The sequence below is a fragment of the Lachnoclostridium sp. An14 genome, from assembly GCF_002160755.1.
Lineage (GTDB): Bacteria > Bacillota > Clostridia > Lachnospirales > Lachnospiraceae > Lachnoclostridium_A.
In genome coordinates this window covers 133,263-149,381 of record NZ_NFLE01000001.1, presented here as the reverse complement: position 1 = coordinate 149,381, position 16,119 = coordinate 133,263, and the positions used below count along the sequence as shown (strand labels likewise).

Sequence of the window (16,119 nt, the reverse complement as noted above, 5' to 3'; positions counted from 1 at the left end):
GATACCGCGGTCACTGCGCGAAAAGATAGGAGAATATCAGGAAAAATGAGAAAATTAGCACTAAGCGACGAGGTTTTGCTCAGCATCGACAAACCGGCCCGCTACATCGGAGGCGAAGTCAACTCCGTGGTGAAGGATCCGTCTAAGGTGGACATCCGCTTTGCCATGTGTTTCCCGGACGTATACGAAATCAGTATGTCCCACCTGGGGCTGCAGATTCTCTACGATATGTTCAACCGCAGGGAAGATGTCTACTGTGAGCGCGTATTTTCCCCGTGGGTGGATTTGGACAAGCTTATGCGGGAGAAACACATCCCCCTGTTTGCTCTGGAGAGCCAGGACCCGGTAAAAGATTTTGACTTTCTGGGAATCACCCTGCAGTATGAGATGTGCTACACCAACATTCTGCAGGTGCTTGATCTGTCCGGAATTCCCCTCCACGCCTGCGATCGGACGGAGGAAGACCCCATTGTGATCGGCGGCGGCCCCTGCGCCTACAATCCGGAGCCGCTGGCGGAGTTTTTCGACTTCTTCTATATTGGAGAAGGCGAGACCCAGTACGACCGGATTTTTGACCTTTACAAGGAACATAAGAGACAGGGCGGCAGCCGTCTGGAATTTTTAGAGAAGGTGGCGGAGCTGCCGGGAATGTACGTGCCCATGTTCTACCAGGTGGACTACAAGGAGGACGGTACCATTGCCGCCTTTACCCCCACCAACCGCCACGCCAGCCCGGTGATCACCAAGGAGCTGGTAATGGATATGGACAGCGCTACCTACATTCAGAAACCGGTGGTCCCCTTTATTAAGGTCACCCAGGACCGTGTGGTGTTGGAGATTATGAGGGGCTGCATTCGCGGCTGCCGGTTCTGCCAGGCAGGAAATGTGTACCGCCCGCTACGGGAGCACAGCCTGGAGTATCTGAAGGATTACGCGGTGCAGATGTTAAAGAGTACCGGACATGAGGAAATTTCCTTAAGCTCCTTAAGTTCCAGCGACTATTCCCAGCTGGAAGGCCTGGTGAATTTCCTCATCGACGAGTTTAAGGACAAGGGTGTCAATATTTCTCTGCCGTCTCTGCGCATTGACGCCTTTTCCCTGGATGTGATGAGAAAGGTACAGGACGTGAAAAAGAGCAGTCTGACCTTCGCACCGGAGGCCGGTTCCCAGCGTCTGCGGGACGTGATCAATAAGGGGCTTACGGAGGAATCCATCTTAAAGGGAGCGGCAGACGCTTTCCACGGCGGATGGAACCGCGTGAAGCTTTATTTCATGCTGGGACTGCCCACGGAGACGGTGGAGGATATGGAGGGAATTGCCCTTCTCTCCGAAAAAGTGGCAGAGACCTATTACGATGAGATTCCCAAATCGGAGCGCCAGGGCAAGGTGCAGGTAGTGGCCAGCTCCTCCTTCTTTGTGCCCAAGCCCTTCACCCCCTTCCAGTGGGCCAGAATGTGCACCAAGGAGGAGTTCTTAGAAAAGGCGTACATCGTAAAGAATAAATTCAAGGAAATGCGCAATTACAAGAGCTTAAAATACAACTGGCACGAGGCGGATCTGACCGTGCTGGAGGGCGTTCTCGCCAGAGGCGACCGCCGGGTGTCCGCCGTAGTGGAGACGGCCTATAAAAACGGGGCGCTCTACGATTCCTGGTCTGAATTCTTTAAAAACGAGATCTGGATGGAGGCTTTTGATGCCTGCGGTCTCTCCATTGACTTTTACACCACAAGGGAGCGCTCCCTGGAGGAAATCTTCCCCTGGGATTTCATTGACTCCGGTGTGAGCAAGGCATTTTTAAAGAGAGAGTGGGAGAATGCCAACCGGGAGCAGGTGACTCCCAACTGCCGCCAGCGCTGTTCCGCCTGCGGCGCCATGAAATTTAAAGGAGGTGTCTGCTTTGAAAATAAGAATTAAATTCGCAAAACACGGCACCATGAAATTTATCGGCCATCTGGATGTGATGCGCTATTTCCAGAAAGCCATGCGCCGGGCCGACGTGAATATCCGCTACAGCGAAGGATTCAGCCCTCATCAGATCATGTCCTTCGCCGCCCCCCTGGGCGTGGGCCTGACCAGCAACGGAGAGTATATGGACATCGAGGTGCACTCCACCGGCTCCTCCGCGGAGATGGTGAGGCGGTTAAATGAGGTGATGGTGGAAGGGTTTGAGGTGTTAAGCTACCGCAGACTTCCCGACGGGGCCGGAAATGCCATGTCCCTGGTGGACTGTGCCGACTACACCGTCCGTTTCCGGAACGGTTATGAGCCGGAGGATCTGGAGGGCTTTTTTGCCGGCCTGGAGGCCTTTTATGGCCGGGAATCTATTCCTATTGTGAAGAAAACGAAAAAGGGCGAGCGGCAGCTGGATTTAAAGCCGCTGATCTATCAGCTGCAGGTCCTGCGGGAGGACGAGCGGCCGGCAGTGGCCATGCGGGTATCCACCGGCAGCACGGACAATATAAAGCCGGAGCTGGTGCTGGAGACCTACTGCCGGGAGATCGGCATGGAAATCACTCCCCTCACCTTTGAGGTGCAGCGGGAGGAGATTTACGCGCCGGATTTCGTGCCTTTGGAGGCTTTGGGAGAAGACATTGAATAAGCTGATTTTGACAGAGTGGAGGGGCGACATCCTCACGGCCCTGTGGACGGATGGGAAAATTTCCCGTCTGTCCCTGGACGGCCGGGAGTCCCCCTCCCTCTTAAATGGGATCTATATTGGAAAAGTTAAAAATGTGGTGAAAAATATCGGCGCCGCTTTTGTGGAATTCGGCGATGGACGGATCGGGTATTACAGCCTTCAGGAGAACCGGGAGCACCTGCTCACCGGTTCGGAAACGCCGTCCGCGGCTCCCTTGAAAGCGGGGGATGAGCTGGTGGTCCAGGTGGCCAAGGACGCGGTGAAAACAAAGGCTCCCGTCCTCACTGGCGCCATCAGTCTGCCGGGCCGTTATGCCGTTCTCACAAGGGGAAAAAGCGGCATCGGTTTCTCGGCCAAGATTTCGGACGGGGACTGGAAGGGACAGGTGAGAAAGGCGCTGGAGGACAGAATTCCAGCAGGCTGCGGCGTGATCGTCCGCACAAACGCCTATGAAGGGGGGATTTTTGCCCTTCTCGCGGAGCTGGAAACCTTGAACCGGCAGCTAGACGCCATTCTCTCCGAGTCCAGATACCGGGTCTGTGGCTCCCGGCTGGACCGGCAGATTCCCCCCTATGTGGCGGCGGTGCGGGATTTAAGCTCCGCCGGTCTGGAGGAGATTGTGACGGACCTGCCTGCTGTCTACGGAGAGTTAAAGGACTACCTGGCATCCAGCCAGAAAGAGGACGAGGGGAAACTTCGCCTGTACGAGGATCGCCTGCTACCTCTGGCAAAGCTTTATTCTCTGGATGCCTGTATGGAAAAGGCCCTTTCCCGCCAGGTGTGGTTAAAATCCGGCGGCTATCTGGTCATCGAGCCTACGGAGGCCCTTACGGTGATTGACGTAAACACCGGGAAATATTCCGGCCGAAAAAACGCGTCGGAGACCATCCGTGCGATCAACCTGGAGGCGGCGGAGGAAATCGGCCGCCAGATGGCCCTGCGCAACTTATCCGGCATCATCCTGGTGGACTTCATCGACATGGAGACAGCCCAGGACCGGGAGTTTCTCATGGAGCGGCTGCGCCAGATCTGCCGGCAGGACCCTGTAAAGACTACCGTGGTGGATATGACGGCCCTGAACCTGGTGGAGATTACCAGGAAAAAGCTGAAAAAGCCGCTGCATGAGATGGTGCGGGGACAGCGCTAGGGCGGTCAAATGTCCAGAAAGGTCCGGGGCTTTTTCGTGAAAATAAGCTTTGGAATGAAACGGGGCACAGGGGAAATCATCCAAAAAGTCGTTGCCTGGAAGCTATTCTAAAAGGCATTCAAAAATCATTCCAAAATCAGCAAAAATCCTGTAAATTCTGGTTGACAATCCGGACAGCCGATGCTATTATATTAAAGTATGCCGCACAATGAGGCTGAAAAGTTCCACAGACAAGCTGTGGGCGCCGAAGTTGGCGAGTAATGATAATAGGAGGTGCCATATGTACGCGATCATTGCAACTGGCGGAAAGCAGTACAAAGTATCTGAGGGCGATATCATTAACGTAGAGAAACTTGGTGTTGCCGCTGGCGAGACCGTTACCTTTGACCAGGTTCTTGCTGTGAACAACGGCGAGCTGCAGGTTGGATGTCCGACCGTTGACGGAGCTACCGTTACCGCATCCGTAGTAAAGGAAGGCAAGGGCAAAAAGGTCATCGTTTACAAGTATAAGAGAAAAACTGGCTATCACAAGAAAAACGGCCACAGACAGCTCTTTACTCAGGTTAAGATCGAGAAGATCAATGCCTAATCGAAACTATGATTCGAGTGACAGTATTTAAAGATTCCGAGCAGAATGCCCGCGGGGTGAGCTTAGACGGCCATGCCGGGTATGGAGAGGAAGGCGAAGACATTGTCTGCGCTGCCGTCTCTGCCCTGGTACTGAATATGGCCAATTCCGTGGAAACCTTTACGGAGGACGGCTTTACCGGAGAGGCAGCTGTGGAGGGCGGAGGGTTTTCCTTCCGTTTTACCGGTGAAATCAGTCCGGAATCGAAACTTCTTATGGATTCCCTGATATTAGGGTTACAGAATATCCGGGATGAATATGGAGAGCAATATATCAATATCCGGCTTAAGGAGGTGTAAGTCATGTTTAAAATGAACCTTCAGTTATTCGCTCACAAAAAGGGTGTTGGTTCTACGAAGAACGGCAGAGATTCCGAGTCCAAGAGACTTGGCGCCAAGAGAGCGGACGGACAGTTCGTGCTGGCTGGAAACATTCTCTACAGACAGCGTGGAACGAAGATCCATCCCGGTCTGAACGTTGGCCGCGGTGGTGACGATACCCTGTTTGCTATGGCAGACGGCATCGTTCGTTTCGAGAGAAAGGGCAGAGACAAAAAGCAGGTTTCTGTATATCCGAGAACAATCAGCGAATAATCCTTGAGGCTTCATACAGACAACGTATGAAGCCTTTTTTGAAGTTACAGGTATTGACTGCAAAAGGAATTGGTGAAACTATGTTTGCTGACAGAGCAAAAATATTTATAAAATCCGGCAAGGGCGGAGACGGACACGTCAGTTTCCGCAGAGAGCTTTACGTGCCGGCAGGCGGCCCTGACGGCGGAAACGGCGGCAAGGGCGGAGACATCATTTTTGAGGTGGATGACGGCTTAAACACTCTGACTGATTTCCGCCAGGTGCGCAAATACGTGGCCCAGAGCGGGGAAGCAGGAGGCAAGCGCCGCTGTTCCGGCAAGAGCGCGGAAGATCTGGTGATTAAGGTGCCGGAGGGAACGGTGATCAAGGAGTTTGAGAGCGGGAAAGTCATTGCCGATATGTCGGGGGAGAACCGGCGGGAAGTCATTTTAAAAGGCGGCAAAGGCGGCCTTGGGAATATGAACTACGCTACCTCCACGATGCAGGCCCCCAAGTACGCGCAGCCCGGACAGCCTGGCCAGGAGCTTTGGGTTCAGCTGGAGTTAAAGGTGATCGCCGACGTGGGCCTGGTAGGGTTCCCCAATGTGGGAAAATCCACTCTCATTTCCCGAGTGAGCAACGCGAAACCGAAGGTGGCGAACTACCACTTTACCACCCTGGATCCCCATTTGGGAGTGGTGGATCTGGACGAAGGCAAGGGCTTTGTGATGGCGGATATTCCCGGGCTGATCGAGGGCGCTTCCCAGGGAGTAGGCCTGGGGTATGACTTCCTGCGCCACATCGAGCGCACAAAGGTGCTGATCCACGTGGTGGATGCGGCATCTACGGAAGGCCGGGATCCGGTGGAGGATATTCGCTCCATCTGCCATGAGCTGGAGGCCTACAATCCGGAGCTGTTAAAGCGTCCACAGCTGATCGCTGCCAACAAGATTGACAGTATTTTCGTGGAAGACGGCGGAGAGGATCCGGTGGAGCGTCTGAAACGGGAGTTTGAGCCGGAAATTCCGGTCTATCCCATTTCCGGAGTGACCGGTCAGGGCATCCGGGAGCTGTTATACGCGGTTTACGATAAGCTGCAGACCGTAGATCAGGCTCCCGTGATTTTTGAGAAGGAATTTGATACCAACGCCCTGCGCAACGCGGAGAATCTTCCCTATACCGTGGAGGTTGTGGACGGCGTTTACGTGGTGGAAGGCCCCAGAATCGAGAAGATGCTGGGCTACACCAACCTGGAATCGGAAAAGGGCTTTGTATTTTTCCAGAACTTCCTGCGGGAAAATGGAATTTTGGAAAAACTGGAGGAGCTGGGAATCCAGGAAGGCGATACGGTACGTATGTATGGCCTGGAGTTTGATTATTACAAGTAATATAGGAGGAAACTCATGACGAGTAAACAGAGGGCCTATTTAAAGGGTCTTGCCATGAACCTGGATCCTATTTTCCAGATCGGAAAGGGCAGCGTGACCCCGGAGCTCACCACCGCCGTGTCAGAGGCGCTGGAGGCTAGGGAATTAATCAAGCTGACTGTTCTGAAAAACTGCCTGGACGACAGCAATTCCATCGCTCAGGTGCTGGCGGAGCGGACCCGCTCTGAAGTGGTGCAGGTGATCGGCAAAAAAATTGTTTTATATAAACAGGCAAAGGATGAGAAAAAGAGAAAGATCGTTCTCCCCTAACATCCAATGGCCTGGAATGAGGCAGGTATGAGACAAATCGGAATTATGGGTGGCACATTTGATCCGATTCACAACGGTCATATCGCTGTGGGTCGGCAGGCGTATCTGGAATACGGTTTGGACGAGGTTTGGTTCATGCCCTCCGGACATCCGCCCCACAAGACGGATCATACCGTCACCTGCGCGGAGGACCGCTGTGAGATGACCCAGCTGGCGATTCAGGGGTATCCCTATTTCCGTTTTTCTGATTTTGAGGTCAGGCGGGAGGGAAACACCTATACGGCACAGACTCTGGGCCTTTTAAAGGAACGCTATCCGGAATACCGGTTTTTCTTTATCATCGGGGCCGATTCCCTGTATGAGATTGAAAACTGGTATCTGCCGCAGCAGATTATGGAGAGGGCGGTTCTTCTGGTGGCTGGACGGGAGTATCCAAAAGCGAAACGGCCGTTGGAGGAGCAGATCGCCTATCTGAAAGAAAAATACGGTGGAGAAATTTTCCGGCTGCATTTGGAGGAAATTAATGTGGCCTCCATGCGCCTCAGAAAGATGGCTGCCTGTGGACAGGAATTAAAGCCCTTTGTTCCCACGGCTGTCTGGGAATATATCCGTTCCCACCATTTGTACGAGGAAAGAGAGGATTAAGGTCTTATGAATGAGCAGATTCCTTATTTCAGACAGCGCCTGCAGGAAAAACTTCCTCCCATGCGCTATGAGCATTCCCTGGGGGTATCCTATACGGCAATGGCATTAGCCATGCGCTACGAGTACGATCTGGACAAGGCGGAGCTGGCCGGACTTCTTCACGACTGCGCGAAACACTACAATGACGCGGAGATCATAAAGAAGTGCCGGAAACACGAGATCGAGCTGAAGGACGCGGAACTGAAAGCACCCGCTGTTCTTCATGCGAAGTATGGAGCCTGGCTGGCAGAGCGCCGATATGGCATCACAGACCCGGATGTACTCTCGGCGATCCGGTGGCATACCACTGGCCGGGCGGGAATGACGACCCTGGATAAGATCATCTATATTGCGGATTACATCGAGCCCAGGAGAGACAAGGCGCCTGATCTTCCCCGTATGAGAAAAATGGCCTTTGAGGACCTGGATCTGACCATGTACGCGATTCTGGAGGGGACCCTCCTCTACTTAAAAAAGAAGGGCGGTACCGTGGATCCTATGACCAACGAGGCCTATGAATACTTTAAAAAACTGACCAGTCCCGGCCGTTAAGGCTGAGAAAGGAGAGCAATATGAACGATTCCAAAGAGATGGTAAAGCTGGCTGTCTCCGCCCTGGAAGATAAAAAGGGCGAGGATATTAAGATCATTGATATTCGGGATGTTTCCGTGCTGGCGGACTATTTCATCATCGCAGACGGGAGCAACGCCAGCCAGGTTCAGGCTATGGCAGACAATGTGGAGGAAGTGCTGGGGAAGGCCGGCTACATCTGCAAACAGGTTGAAGGCTACCAGAATGCCGGTTGGATCCTTCTGGATTTCGGTGATGTGATTGTACACGCATTTTCCAGAGATGACCGCCTGTTCTATGATCTGGAGAGAATCTGGAGAGACGGAAAGACGATTGTGGATGTCTCGGAGCTTTGATGCACTTTGATGTGTTTATAAAAGGATAGACGTTTGTTTAACTGTCCCGCGAGGGGGGAGAAATCACCCTTTTGCGGGATGTTTTTTATGTGGTAGGAAACGGACTGTTTACGCGGCCCCGGTCCGGCACCGGTGTGTGTGCCGCGGCGCGCGGTATTCAGAGCTTTTCGATTTGAATCATGAGAATAAGATAAGTAGAGGGACAGCTCCAGGGAAATCGTTATCCCCGGAGCGTTTTTTCGTGTATCAACGCAGCTTTGTCCCTTCTGTTTTTATAAGATTACAAGAGTTTCAGTACCTTTGATCCGTTCTTTCCAGAAACTTTTTTCAGACAATCTATAGGCGCGCCGTGTCACTCTCTGAGTTTGGGAGATACGGCAGCCCGTCCGGTGATCAAATGGCAGGGCCAATCTCAAGCGAAACCGGAAAGCCCTCTTACTCCATAATACGGAAAATTCCAATCACGCGTCCTAAAATCTGCACTTCATCTGAAATAATGGGATCCATGGTATCGTTTTCCGGCTGCAGGCGGTAGTGTCCGTCTTCTTTATAGAAGGTCTTAACCGTGGCGGAATCATCCAGCAGCGCGACTACTTTGTCGCCGTTTTCAGCTGTGTTCTGCATTCGGACGATCACCTTGTCACCATTGAGAATTCCTGCGTTGATCATGCTTTCCCCCTTGACCTCCAGCATGAACACATCTCCATTAGGAAGAATGTCCGCGGGGATCGGGAAATAGTCGGAAATATTTTCTTCCGCCAAAATGGGCTGGCCGGCAGCGACCGTGCCGATGACGGGAATATTGACCAGCTCCCTTCTGGCGGGATTGAATTCCTCGTCGATGATCTCGATGGTTCTGGGCTTTGTGGGATCTCTGCGAATGTAACCCTTTTCTTCCAGCGTCTCTAAATGGGAGTGGACAGAGGAGGTGGATTTTAAATGTACAGCCTCACAGATCTCCCGCACAGAAGGGGGATAGCCCTTCTTTAATACGCATTCTTTGATATATTCTAAAATTTCGGTTTGTTTTTCTGTAATTCGTTCCTGCTGCATACTGAAACCTCCTCGAACTGATATTCTGACTCTATAGTAACATATGTTCGGCAAAAAAGCAAACCTTTGTTCGAAAAAAATTTAAAACCGTATTGACAAACGTATGTTCTGCGATTATAATGAGGGCACAAAGAACATATGTTCCTAATCGCGACAAAGGATGAATTATCAGGAGGTATCGGGTTTATGAAACACAGGAGAAGGATAAAGGGGATTCTGGTTATCTGTCTAATTATCTGTATGACGGTTTTTGGGAGCTGTTTGATGGACGCACTGGCAAAAGATACGCCTCATTCCGCACAGCGGTATTATAAAAGTATGCAGATCAAAGCAGGGGACAGTCTGTGGAGTCTGGCAAAGGAATACAGCGGCGGACAAATGCCGCTGGAGGATTACGTAAAAGAGCTGCGATCTATGAATGGGCTGACATCTGATACCATACATCGGGGTCAGTATCTGACCATCCTTTATTTTGAGTAATTTGGATTTAATAGTGCTTGTATGAACATCCCGTTTCATGGTATAACTCTTTTATGTGTGCTGTCTCGATTGCAGGCAGCAGAGGGAGATCAGTGCGATGAAACTTACATTTGGAATTTTGGCCCATGTGGATGCAGGGAAAACGACGTTTTCCGAACAGGTACTGTACCATGCCGGTCTGATCCGGCATCTAGGGGGAGTAGACAGCAAAGACAGCTTTATGGACTGCAATGAAATCGAACGGCAGCGTGGAATTACCGTATTTTCCGAGCAGGCGATGTTTCAGAAGGGAGAGGACACCTATTTTCTGATTGATACGCCGGGACATATTGATTTTTCTTCCGAGATGGAACGGGCTTTGGAGGCCATGGATTACGGGATTTTGATTGTGAGCGGGACGGATGGGATCCAGGGGCATACGGAGACGATTTGGAAACTCCTGGAACAGTATCAGCTGCCAGTATTTCTGTTTATCAATAAATTGGATCGGGATACCGCCGACTATTCCAGGGTTCTCCAGGAACTGCAGAGCCGCTTTTCCGCTAGGATATGTGATCTGTCTTTTTGGTCCGGAGGAGGAGAAGAATGGGAAATCCCGGAAGAACTGGTTATTTTAGCGGCTGAGGAGCGGGAGGAGCTTCTGGAGCAATATCTGAACGGCAGCCTGTCACGTGAGGATCTGGCTATGGGATTGCGGCCTATGATTCAGAAACGAAGACTGTTTCCCTGTATGGGAGGCTCCGCGGCGACTGGAGAGGGAATGAAAGCATTTTTAGATCTGTTTTTCTCGTTGGCCAGAACGTCTTACGAGGAGCAGGCACCTTTGGGGGGCAGAGTGTATAAGGTTCGCCATGACAGCCAGGGAGAGCGAATTACCTTTTTAAAGCTGACAGGCGGCTCTCTGAATGTTAAGGAGTTTATTCAGGAGGAAAAGGTTCACCAGATCCGTATGTACAGCGGACAACGGTATACAACGGTACAAAAGGCATCTGCAGGAGATTTAATTGGGGTGACAGGAATTTCCAGCTTAAAGCCAGGAGATGGGATCGGAGAGGATTCTGGAATTTCTGAGCGGATGATTTCCCCAGCCCTCAGGGCAAAAGTGTTGTTTGATCCTTCTGTTCCTTTGCGTAAGGTGCTGGAAGTATTTTCCATTCTGGAGGCGGAAGATCCGTCCCTTTCCGTAGAATGGGAAGAATCGTTAAAACAGCTGTCCATCCGGAGCCTGGGAAAAATTCAGCTGGAAATATTGGCGGACACGGTGCGGGAGCGGTTTGGAATGGAAATATCGTTCGGAGCTCCGGAAGTGCTCTACAAGGAGACGATCGCTCAGTCCGTAGACGGATTCGGACATTTTGAGCCGCTGCGGCATTATGCGGAGGTAGCGATTCGCCTAGAACCAGGTACGCCCGGTTCTGGCATTCGGTTTCGGAGCGAATGCCATGTGGACCGGCTGGCGGTTAATTATCAGAGTCAGGTTCGCACTCATGTACTGGAAAAACGCCATAAAGGGGTACTGACGGGGGCAGAGCTGACCGATGTGGAGGTTGTGCTGGTGGATGGGCGTTCCCATATCAAACATACGGAAGGCGGAGATTTCCGGGAGGCGCTTTACCGGGCGGTCAGGCAGGGGCTCATGAAGGCAGAGAGTGTCCTGCTGGAACCGTATTATGAATTTATAATTTCTGTCCCGGAGGAGTATGTGGGGCGGGTAATGGCTGATATGGGAAAATATCATGGAGAATTTCAGCCACCTGTATTATTTAACGGGCAGGCACAGATTCAGGGAAACGGCCCGGTGTCAGAGCTTATGAATTATGGAGAAGAACTGGCAGGTTTCAGCAAGGGACGGGGGACTGTTAGTTTTCGGTTTTCCCAATACCGGCCGTGCCATAATCCAGATGAAGTAATAGCTCGGCTCCAGTATCATCCGGACGCTGATTTGGAGAATCCATCCTATTCTGTTTTTTGCAGCAAAGGAGCTGCTGTGGTGGTTAAATGGGACGAGGCGGAGCGTTATATGCACTGTCTCAGATAAATTTTTCTCACATTCAAAACCAGCCAAAGTTCCTGCATCCGAAACGGCGCTGATGAATCGCTGTCAGGAATGTCGGATTTTGGCTGGGTCCAGCGGCTCCTTATGAAAGGTCTTCCGGTGTATGTGGTCTTCGGATTTCTGGTTTTTCTCTCAGCTGTACTGCGTTTCTGGCGCTGCGTCTGCGTTCATCTTCCAGGGCCGCGTAATGTTTTTTCGTTGTATTGACATCCGAATGGCCGAGTACATCAGCCACCAGATAAATATCTCCGGTTTCCCGGTAGAGATTGGTGCCGTAAGTGCTTCGCAGCTTGTGAGGCGTGATCTTTTTCAGGGGGGTGACGATTTTCGCATATTTTTTTACCAGGTTCTCTACGCTGCGAACGGACATTCTCTTTCTCTGAAGGGAGAGAAAGAGAGCATCTTCGTGACCTTTTTCCGGAAGAATCTGTTCCCGTTCGTCCAGATAGGCGGTCAGAGCGCTTTCCACCTCATCTCCAAAGTATACGGTTACTTCCTTTCCGCCTTTCCGGTGGATTCGGATTCCGCCGTTTTTAAAATCAATATCGTTAATATCCAGTCCCACGCACTCGGATACCCGGATTCCAGTCCCAAGAAGGAGAGTGAGGAGAGCCAGATCACGTACTTTTGTTTTTTCGTGAAACGCTTTCTGCTTGTCTGTCAGGGATTCTCCGTATTCCACTTCATCCAACAGTTCCGCTACCTCGTCAATATCCAGACGTATAATATCTTTTTCGTGGAGTTTTGGCATTCGCACCAGAGCGGCCGGGTTTGTTTTGATTTTTTCATTGCAAAAGAAGTAGTTGTAAAAGCTTTTCAGGGAGGAGATTTTTCTCATAATTCCCCGTTCCCGGTTGATCACGCCCTGATTTTTATCATTAAACCGGTATTTCAGGTATTCCATGTATTCCTCGAGATCCGTTACCGTAAGCTGCTCCAGATGTTCCAGAGTGATCTGTTTCATGGAGAGTCTGGACATTGCCGGATTTTCAGCCCTTAGGAATTCAAAGAAAATCTTTAAATCGTAAGCATAGGCGATTCTGGTACGGGAAGAAGTCCGAGGCTCAATGCCGCGGAAAAAGTCGGAGCAGAAGGGCGGGAGCTCCTTTATCAGTTCCCGCAGCTTATTGATATTCTCAATGTCTTTTTGTTCATGATATGGAATATTTGCCATGTTATCAGTCCTCCGTTTTTGGCCAGCCGGCGATGTTTCCTTCTAAAATGGCCCGGAACAGGCGGGCTTTTACACCTGGATTTTCCCGCTCCAGCTGCTTTGTGAGGTTTTTTACGTATTCCCGTTTGGTGTGTCCATCCATGGGACATGGATTTTTGCAGACGGGAAGATCATATTTTCGCTGAAAACCGATGACATCAGCCTCTGGCACCATGATTAAGGGACGGATTACGGTAAGGTCCATTCGGTCCAAATAGGTATATGGAGAGAAGGCGTGGAACCGTCCTTCATAGATCAGGGACATCAGCATGGTCTCGATCAAATCTTCCTTATGATGAGCGTAGGCAATCTTGTTGCAGCCCAGCTCCTTGGCCTTTTCGTTCAGAGCGCCTTTGCGCATTTTGGCACAGAGAGAACATGGGTTCGTTTCTTCCCGAACACGGAACAGAATAGGGCCAATATCCGTTGGGATAATCGTATAAGGAATGGAAAATTGTTCGCACAAGTTCTGAACTGGTTCCAGATTCATGTTTCCAAGGCCTAAATCGATGGTAATAGCAGATAACGTAAATTCTTTGGGATAAAACCGTTGGAGACCATGAAGGGCGTATAAAAGAGTTAAACTGTCTTTTCCACCGGAAATTCCCACGGCGATGTGATCGCCGTTTTCAATCATATGATATTTGTCCAATGCCTGGCGGGTCAGGCTCATTAAACGCTGTAAATCCATGAGATGATAAAATCCGCCTTTCTGAATGTGATTATTTTGAGTAGTAGTTGGAAAGATTTGCAAAATAGAGAATAAGTTGACATAATTAATTTATGTTAACTTTGAAAGGGATAGATTGGGGAAATGCGGGAAAGGGTCAATTCTGGTATCAACTATTCGTTAAAGTAACCAGGTTTCGCGAAAGCGGGAGCGGCCGCGAGAGCGGTAGTTGACCGCGGGCGACATCCATTCTCCCGCCGGAGCCCGCGCGTCTGTCCACTATTTGCGAAACAGTAGTTTAACGAATCAGTTGAACCTATCTTCATCCATCATATCTTGACTCAACACCGATACTGACAATCCTCCAAAACCCATTCTCATCTATCTTAATTCTCTGATTTTCCACACCTAACTTCGTATAGTGTTTTACATCCTTAATTCGTCTAAGGAGAGCAAGCCAGGTTTCTGGCTCCTCTCGCTGAACATTAGAATACTGCTGTCGGAGGGGGATATTGGAAACGATGTAAACCTTCGTATAACAAGCCACTTTATTGAGATACCGGCAAGGGAGCTCAAGCGGATAGATGTCAAGATAGTTTAGCATATCCCGGATCAGAAAGCCAGAGCGGAACTCCTCGAAGACGATAACATCCTGGCCCTGGTAACTGTCGAAGGGGTGATAGTAATCCGTTACCCGGTACACGTTTGAATAGCCGTACTGCTCCATAATCGAGCGGGTCTTACCGACTCCAGTATCACCCCATAAATAGGTGACATCTAAAAAGCGGCAGGAATTCCGGAATTTTTCCTGAACAATCGTCTGCCGGACTTTATCCAGCTTGTCAATGTTTAAGATACTTTCCGGCATCATCTCCAAGATTTGATAGTTGCTGTAGCCTTCCTTAATCATACAATAAAGATCGTCAAGATCATTGCGACGGCCTTGACGCTCTATTGGCATCTCACCAAATTCCTGGAAGGAATCCGGGACGCTGGTCTCTGATTTCTTGCTGTCTGCCCACTTCCCGGTTTTTGATACATACTCCATGTTCTGCTGGGCTGTGCCTTTAGCCATTTCAAAGTGGGCACCCTCAAACAACCGCTTGAGAGTAGAAAACCGGATGCCGCCTCGTCCATGCAGGTATACATGAGTGTGAAACGTCTGATTCTCTCCGATCTCATCCGACATACACCAGTATATCACAGATTTCATACCACTGACAATCTCAATTATCCGGGAGTGGGAGAATCCCTTTTCCAGAGGATTGTTGATGGTCAGCTGCCATTTTCGTGATTGCGTATCACGTTCCAAGATCAACACCTCCTTTCAGAATCTCGAACGGGCCTTCATCCACAACGGGCCCTATCTCTGCCGCCCAATGCTGCGCAAAGGTTGGCGTCTGCGACGCAGTCAAACCGTTTTATTCCGGTGCTGTGGGACTGGCCATTTAAGGGCCGCCGCACCTTTATAGGCAAAACGGTTTGAAATTGATTGTGCCGGCTTGAGACCGTGGCGTATGCGCTAGGTTATTGCATGGGGGAGGGGATAAGACTTGATGGTTGCGACATCTGCGACAGCGACAAGTGCGACACGTTATTGTCGCGGTCTGGTTTTTGTTGATTTGTGGACGCTTGCCGGGGTTTGCGACAGAAGTCCGCGGGTAATACTAACCGCGGACGCGCGCGTATAGGTATTCGCCGAGGAGTTTGGGCCCCCCGGCGATGCTCCCAAACTCCCGACCACAGCTATCACAGACGGACAGAGGGACCGGGCGGGAGCACAACAAGGAAAAAAGGGGAGTTGGCAGGCCAGGGGAGCCGCAAGGGGAAAGGGACTCCTGGCCGGATATTATTTCGGCATGACCTGGACTCCACAGACGGAGCCTCTGCTGTTATACTCAATGTCAAGGGCTGCCCCAGGCTGAATATCATACAGGCCGGGGATCGAGAGCCGATCGGATACAAAGATAGCGTCAACCGCATCGCCGACCACCTGGGGATCCTTGAAGATACAGTGGAACGTCCGGCCCTTTACCGGCTCATTTGTGCGCTTACTGACATAATCCACGTTCTGAACACCAAATACTTTCACCTTCATGAGAAATCCTTCCTTTCACTATAAAGTTGTCAACGTGCCATTCCCGGAGTTTCCATCGACGGGAAAAGCGGGGATGACCCGCAGAGCCTACATTTTCATCGGTCTGCCGATGAGACCGAAAGAGCACTGGTTGAGCAAAGATCTGTCCATCATTGCGACAGCTAGGACAGAGAAATATCAGGAATCTTTAAGAATTCCATTATTGATTCCAGCAACAGGGAGAGTTAAAATAAGAGCATAGCGTAACCCAATATAAC

18 protein-coding genes are annotated in these 16,119 nt (G+C 50.7%); 13 read left to right on the top strand and 5 right to left on the bottom strand.

Annotated features, from left to right (window positions below):
* The first annotated feature begins 45 nt into the window (after positions 1-45).
* The 11 genes from B5E84_RS00690 to rsfS all read left to right on the top strand — a co-directional run bounded on the left by B5E84_RS00690 (position 46) and on the right by rsfS (position 8,292).
* The gene (locus tag B5E84_RS00690; RefSeq protein ID WP_087217749.1) at positions 46-1,914 is read left to right on the top strand and encodes a TIGR03960 family B12-binding radical SAM protein; all 1,869 of its coding nucleotides are present in this window, start codon (positions 46-48) and stop codon (positions 1,912-1,914) included.
* Positions 1,898-2,599, top strand: coding sequence for a TIGR03936 family radical SAM-associated protein (locus B5E84_RS00685; protein WP_087217748.1), 702 nt, complete (start codon positions 1,898-1,900; stop codon positions 2,597-2,599). The genes B5E84_RS00690 and B5E84_RS00685 overlap by 17 nt, the downstream gene beginning before the upstream one ends.
* On the top strand, positions 2,592-3,785 hold the full coding sequence (locus tag B5E84_RS00680) for a ribonuclease E/G (protein ID WP_087217746.1): 1,194 nt from the start codon (positions 2,592-2,594) through the stop codon (positions 3,783-3,785). Before B5E84_RS00685 ends, B5E84_RS00680 begins: the two co-directional genes overlap by 8 nt.
* 280 nt (positions 3,786-4,065) lie before the next feature.
* A complete protein-coding gene (gene rplU / locus B5E84_RS00675; protein WP_087217745.1) occupies positions 4,066-4,374 on the top strand; it encodes a 50S ribosomal protein L21 in 309 nt (102 codons plus the stop codon).
* A gap of 8 nt (positions 4,375-4,382) precedes the next feature.
* Complete coding sequence (locus B5E84_RS00670) at positions 4,383-4,712, top strand: ribosomal-processing cysteine protease Prp (RefSeq protein ID WP_087217743.1); 330 nt, start codon at positions 4,383-4,385, stop codon at positions 4,710-4,712.
* Between the two features lie 3 nt (positions 4,713-4,715).
* The gene (rpmA, locus tag B5E84_RS00665) at positions 4,716-5,006 is read left to right on the top strand and encodes a 50S ribosomal protein L27 (protein ID WP_087217741.1); all 291 of its coding nucleotides are present in this window, start codon (positions 4,716-4,718) and stop codon (positions 5,004-5,006) included.
* 80 nt (positions 5,007-5,086) lie between these two features.
* Complete coding sequence (gene obgE / locus B5E84_RS00660; RefSeq protein WP_087217739.1) at positions 5,087-6,373, top strand: GTPase ObgE; 1,287 nt, start codon at positions 5,087-5,089, stop codon at positions 6,371-6,373.
* A gap of 15 nt (positions 6,374-6,388) precedes the next feature.
* A complete protein-coding gene (yhbY, locus tag B5E84_RS00655; RefSeq protein ID WP_087217737.1) occupies positions 6,389-6,682 on the top strand; it encodes a ribosome assembly RNA-binding protein YhbY in 294 nt (97 codons plus the stop codon).
* 27 nt (positions 6,683-6,709) lie between these two features.
* Positions 6,710-7,327 carry a nicotinate-nucleotide adenylyltransferase gene (gene nadD, locus B5E84_RS00650; RefSeq protein WP_087217735.1) on the top strand — a complete coding sequence of 206 codons (618 nt, stop codon included), beginning with the start codon at positions 6,710-6,712 and terminating at the stop codon, positions 7,325-7,327.
* Positions 7,328-7,333: 6 nt separating this feature from the next.
* Positions 7,334-7,918 (top strand): bis(5'-nucleosyl)-tetraphosphatase (symmetrical) YqeK, encoded by a 585-nt coding sequence (yqeK, locus tag B5E84_RS00645; protein WP_087217733.1) that lies wholly within the window; start codon positions 7,334-7,336, stop codon positions 7,916-7,918.
* A 20-nt stretch (positions 7,919-7,938) separates the two neighbouring features.
* Complete coding sequence (gene rsfS, locus B5E84_RS00640; protein WP_087217731.1) at positions 7,939-8,292, top strand: ribosome silencing factor; 354 nt, start codon at positions 7,939-7,941, stop codon at positions 8,290-8,292.
* Positions 8,293-8,727: 435 nt separating this feature from the next.
* Here the strand turns inward: rsfS and lexA are convergent, their stop codons facing one another.
* Positions 8,728-9,345: a transcriptional repressor LexA gene (lexA, locus tag B5E84_RS00635; RefSeq protein ID WP_087217729.1), complete on the bottom strand. Its 618-nt coding sequence runs from the start codon at positions 9,343-9,345 to the stop codon at positions 8,728-8,730.
* A 186-nt stretch (positions 9,346-9,531) separates the two neighbouring features.
* Between lexA and B5E84_RS00630 the strand changes: the two genes are divergently transcribed.
* Together B5E84_RS00630 and B5E84_RS00625 are read left to right on the top strand one after the other, a co-directional pair.
* Positions 9,532-9,825 carry a LysM peptidoglycan-binding domain-containing protein gene (locus B5E84_RS00630; RefSeq protein WP_242963197.1) on the top strand — a complete coding sequence of 98 codons (294 nt, stop codon included), beginning with the start codon at positions 9,532-9,534 and terminating at the stop codon, positions 9,823-9,825.
* A 97-nt stretch (positions 9,826-9,922) separates the two neighbouring features.
* Positions 9,923-11,863 carry a GTP-binding protein gene (locus B5E84_RS00625; RefSeq protein ID WP_087217727.1) on the top strand — a complete coding sequence of 647 codons (1,941 nt, stop codon included), beginning with the start codon at positions 9,923-9,925 and terminating at the stop codon, positions 11,861-11,863.
* Between the two features lie 100 nt (positions 11,864-11,963).
* On the opposite strand, the gene B5E84_RS00620 is transcribed toward B5E84_RS00625, so the two are convergent.
* From B5E84_RS00620 to B5E84_RS00605, 4 genes are all read right to left on the bottom strand, one after another.
* A complete protein-coding gene (locus B5E84_RS00620) occupies positions 11,964-13,055 on the bottom strand; it encodes a tyrosine-type recombinase/integrase (protein ID WP_087217724.1) in 1,092 nt (363 codons plus the stop codon).
* A gap of 4 nt (positions 13,056-13,059) precedes the next feature.
* On the bottom strand, positions 13,060-13,785 hold the full coding sequence (locus B5E84_RS00615; RefSeq protein WP_087217722.1) for a tRNA lysidine(34) synthetase: 726 nt from the start codon (positions 13,783-13,785) through the stop codon (positions 13,060-13,062).
* 301 nt (positions 13,786-14,086) lie between these two features.
* On the bottom strand, positions 14,087-15,076 hold the full coding sequence (locus B5E84_RS00610; RefSeq protein ID WP_087217720.1) for a replication protein: 990 nt from the start codon (positions 15,074-15,076) through the stop codon (positions 14,087-14,089).
* 537 nt (positions 15,077-15,613) lie between these two features.
* The gene (locus tag B5E84_RS00605) at positions 15,614-15,862 is read right to left on the bottom strand and encodes a hypothetical protein (protein ID WP_087217718.1); all 249 of its coding nucleotides are present in this window, start codon (positions 15,860-15,862) and stop codon (positions 15,614-15,616) included.
* Positions 15,863-16,119 lie beyond the last annotated feature (257 nt).

Excerpts from the sequence above, each read along its gene's own strand:
- yqeK (WP_087217733.1), top strand. The coding sequence starts at position 7,334 with ATGAATGAGCAGATTCCTTATTTCAGACAGCGCCTGCAGGAAAAACTT.
- yhbY (WP_087217737.1), top strand. The coding sequence starts at position 6,389 with ATGACGAGTAAACAGAGGGCCTATTTAAAGGGTCTTGCCATGAACCTG.
- B5E84_RS00690 (WP_087217749.1), top strand. The coding sequence starts at position 46 with ATGAGAAAATTAGCACTAAGCGACGAGGTTTTGCTCAGCATCGACAAA.
- rpmA (WP_087217741.1), top strand. The coding sequence starts at position 4,716 with ATGTTTAAAATGAACCTTCAGTTATTCGCTCACAAAAAGGGTGTTGGT.
- B5E84_RS00605 (WP_087217718.1), bottom strand. The coding sequence starts at position 15,862 with ATGAAGGTGAAAGTATTTGGTGTTCAGAACGTGGATTATGTCAGTAAG.
- rsfS (WP_087217731.1), top strand. The coding sequence starts at position 7,939 with ATGAACGATTCCAAAGAGATGGTAAAGCTGGCTGTCTCCGCCCTGGAA.
- obgE (WP_087217739.1), top strand. The coding sequence starts at position 5,087 with ATGTTTGCTGACAGAGCAAAAATATTTATAAAATCCGGCAAGGGCGGA.
- B5E84_RS00670 (WP_087217743.1), top strand. The coding sequence starts at position 4,383 with ATGATTCGAGTGACAGTATTTAAAGATTCCGAGCAGAATGCCCGCGGG.
- B5E84_RS00625 (WP_087217727.1), top strand. The coding sequence starts at position 9,923 with ATGAAACTTACATTTGGAATTTTGGCCCATGTGGATGCAGGGAAAACG.
- B5E84_RS00615 (WP_087217722.1), bottom strand. The coding sequence starts at position 13,785 with ATGGATTTACAGCGTTTAATGAGCCTGACCCGCCAGGCATTGGACAAA.
- lexA (WP_087217729.1), bottom strand. The coding sequence starts at position 9,345 with ATGCAGCAGGAACGAATTACAGAAAAACAAACCGAAATTTTAGAATAT.
- rplU (WP_087217745.1), top strand. The coding sequence starts at position 4,066 with ATGTACGCGATCATTGCAACTGGCGGAAAGCAGTACAAAGTATCTGAG.
- B5E84_RS00630 (WP_242963197.1), top strand. The coding sequence starts at position 9,532 with ATGAAACACAGGAGAAGGATAAAGGGGATTCTGGTTATCTGTCTAATT.
- nadD (WP_087217735.1), top strand. The coding sequence starts at position 6,710 with ATGAGACAAATCGGAATTATGGGTGGCACATTTGATCCGATTCACAAC.
- B5E84_RS00620 (WP_087217724.1), bottom strand. The coding sequence starts at position 13,055 with ATGGCAAATATTCCATATCATGAACAAAAAGACATTGAGAATATCAAT.